Here is a 3,099-nt window from a genome sequence, read left to right as displayed (position 1 = left end):
TCAAATTGCTTGGGTGTTATATGGTCAAGCCTCACGGGCAATTAGTATTGGTTAGCTCAACGCCTCACAGCGCTTACACACCCAACCTATCAACGTCGTAGTCTTCGACGGCCCTTCAGGGAACTCAAGGTTCCAGTGAGATCTCATCTTGAGGCTAGTTTCCCGCTTAGATGCTTTCAGCGGTTATCTATTCCGAACATAGCTACCCGGCAATGCCACTGGCGTGACAACCGGAACACCAGAGGTTCGTCCACTCCGGTCCTCTCGTACTAGGAGCAGCCCCTCTCAAATCTCAAACGTCCACGGCAGATAGGGACCGAACTGTCTCACGACGTTCTAAACCCAGCTCGCGTACCACTTTAAATGGCGAACAGCCATACCCTTGGGACCGGCTTCAGCCCCAGGATGTGATGAGCCGACATCGAGGTGCCAAACACCGCCGTCGATATGAACTCTTGGGCGGTATCAGCCTGTTATCCCCGGAGTACCTTTTATCCGTTGAGCGATGGCCCTTCCATACAGAACCACCGGATCACTAAGACCTACTTTCGTACCTGCTCGACGTGTCTGTCTCGCAGTCAAGCGCGCTTTTGCCTTTATACTCTACGACCGATTTCCGACCGGTCTGAGCGCACCTTCGTACTCCTCCGTTACTCTTTAGGAGGAGACCGCCCCAGTCAAACTACCCACCATACACTGTCCTCGATCCGGATAACGGACCTGAGTTAGAACCTCAAAGTTGCCAGGGTGGTATTTCAAGGATGGCTCCACGCGAACTGGCGTCCACGCTTCAAAGCCTCCCACCTATCCTACACAAGCAAATTCAAAGTCCAGTGCAAAGCTATAGTAAAGGTTCACGGGGTCTTTCCGTCTAGCCGCGGATACACTGCATCTTCACAGCGATTTCAATTTCACTGAGTCTCGGGTGGAGACAGCGCCGCCATCGTTACGCCATTCGTGCAGGTCGGAACTTACCCGACAAGGAATTTCGCTACCTTAGGACCGTTATAGTTACGGCCGCCGTTTACCGGGGCTTCGATCAAGAGCTTCGCGTTAGCTAACCCCATCAATTAACCTTCCGGCACCGGGCAGGCGTCACACCCTATACGTCCACTTTCGTGTTTGCAGAGTGCTGTGTTTTTAATAAACAGTCGCAGCGGCCTGGTATCTTCGACCGGCATGAGCTTACGGAGCAAGTCCTTCACCCTCACCGGCGCACCTTCTCCCGAAGTTACGGTGCCATTTTGCCTAGTTCCTTCACCCGAGTTCTCTCAAGCGCCTTGGTATTCTCTACCCAACCACCTGTGTCGGTTTGGGGTACGGTTCCTGGTTACCTGAAGCTTAGAAGCTTTTCTTGGAAGCATGGCATCAACCACTTCGTCACCTAAAAGGTAACTCGTCATCAGCTCTCGGCCTTAAGATCCCGGATTTACCTAAGATCTCAGCCTACCACCTTAAACTTGGACAACCAACGCCAAGCTGGCCTAGCCTTCTCCGTCCCTCCATCGCAATAACCAGAAGTACAGGAATATTAACCTGTTTTCCATCGACTACGCTTTTCAGCCTCGCCTTAGGGACCGACTAACCCTGCGTCGATTAACGTTGCGCAGGAAACCTTGGTCTTTCGGCGTGGGTGTTTTTCACACCCATTGTCGTTACTCATGTCAGCATTCGCACTTCTGATACCTCCAGCAAGCTTCTCAACTCACCTTCACAGGCTTACAGAACGCTCCTCTACCGCATCACTTACGTGATACCCGTAGCTTCGGTGTATGGTTTGAGCCCCGTTACATCTTCCGCGCAGGCCGACTCGACTAGTGAGCTATTACGCTTTCTTTAAAGGGTGGCTGCTTCTAAGCCAACCTCCTAGCTGTCTAAGCCTTCCCACATCGTTTCCCACTTAACCATAACTTTGGGACCTTAGCTGACGGTCTGGGTTGTTTCCCTTTTCACGACGGACGTTAGCACCCGCCGTGTGTCTCCCATGCTCGGCACTTGTAGGTATTCGGAGTTTGCATCGGTTTGGTAAGTCGGGATGACCCCCTAGCCGAAACAGTGCTCTACCCCCTACAGTGATACATGAGGCGCTACCTAAATAGCTTTCGAGGAGAACCAGCTATCTCCGAGCTTGATTAGCCTTTCACTCCGATCCACAGGTCATCCGCTAACTTTTCAACGGTAGTCGGTTCGGTCCTCCAGTTAGTGTTACCCAACCTTCAACCTGCCCATGGATAGATCGCCCGGTTTCGGGTCTATTCCCAGCGACTAGACGCCCTATTAAGACTCGCTTTCGCTACGCCTCCCCTATTCGGTTAAGCTCGCCACTGAAAATAAGTCGCTGACCCATTATACAAAAGGTACGCAGTCACCTAACAAAGTAGGCTCCCACTGCTTGTACGCATACGGTTTCAGGATCTATTTCACTCCCCTCTCCGGGGTTCTTTTCGCCTTTCCCTCACGGTACTAGTTCACTATCGGTCAGTCAGTAGTATTTAGCCTTGGAGGATGGTCCCCCCATATTCAGACAAAGTTTCTCGTGCTCCGTCCTACTCGATTTCATGACTAAGAGATTTTCGCGTACAGGGCTATCACCCACTATGGCCGCACTTTCCAGAGCGTTCCGCTAATCTCAAAGCCACTTAAGGGCTAGTCCCCGTTCGCTCGCCACTACTAAGGGAATCTCGGTTGATTTCTTTTCCTCAGGGTACTTAGATGTTTCAGTTCCCCTGGTTCGCCTCTTGCACCTATGTATTCAGTACAAGATAACCATCTTATGATGGCTGGGTTCCCCCATTCAGACATCTCCGGATCAAAGTCTGTTTGCCGACTCCCCGAAGCTTTTCGCAGGCTACCACGTCTTTCATCGCCTCTGACTGCCAAGGCATCCACCGTATGCGCTTCTTCACTTGACCATATAACCCCAAGCAATCTGGTTATACTGTGAAGACGACATTCGCCGAAAATTCGAATTTCTCAATTAAGAGAACTCACAAATTTTACCTTAGCCTGATCCGTTACCAGTGAAAGTAACGTTCAGTCTATCTTTCTATCACATACCCAAATTTTTAAAGAACGATCTAATCAAAGACTAGAAATCAA

Annotated in this window: 1 rRNA gene; it reads right to left on the bottom strand. The window is 50.8% G+C overall.

What is annotated here, in order from left to right:
* Positions 1–20 precede the first annotated feature (20 nt).
* A 23S ribosomal RNA gene (locus BFN10_RS19105) occupies positions 21–2,912 on the bottom strand.
* Positions 2,913–3,099 lie beyond the last annotated feature (187 nt).

It is taken from the genome of Pseudomonas extremorientalis (assembly GCF_001870465.1).
GTDB lineage: Bacteria > Pseudomonadota > Gammaproteobacteria > Pseudomonadales > Pseudomonadaceae > Aquipseudomonas > Aquipseudomonas extremorientalis.
The sequence above is the reverse complement of the archived record's forward strand: the minus strand, read 5'-3'. Positions and strand labels throughout refer to the sequence as shown.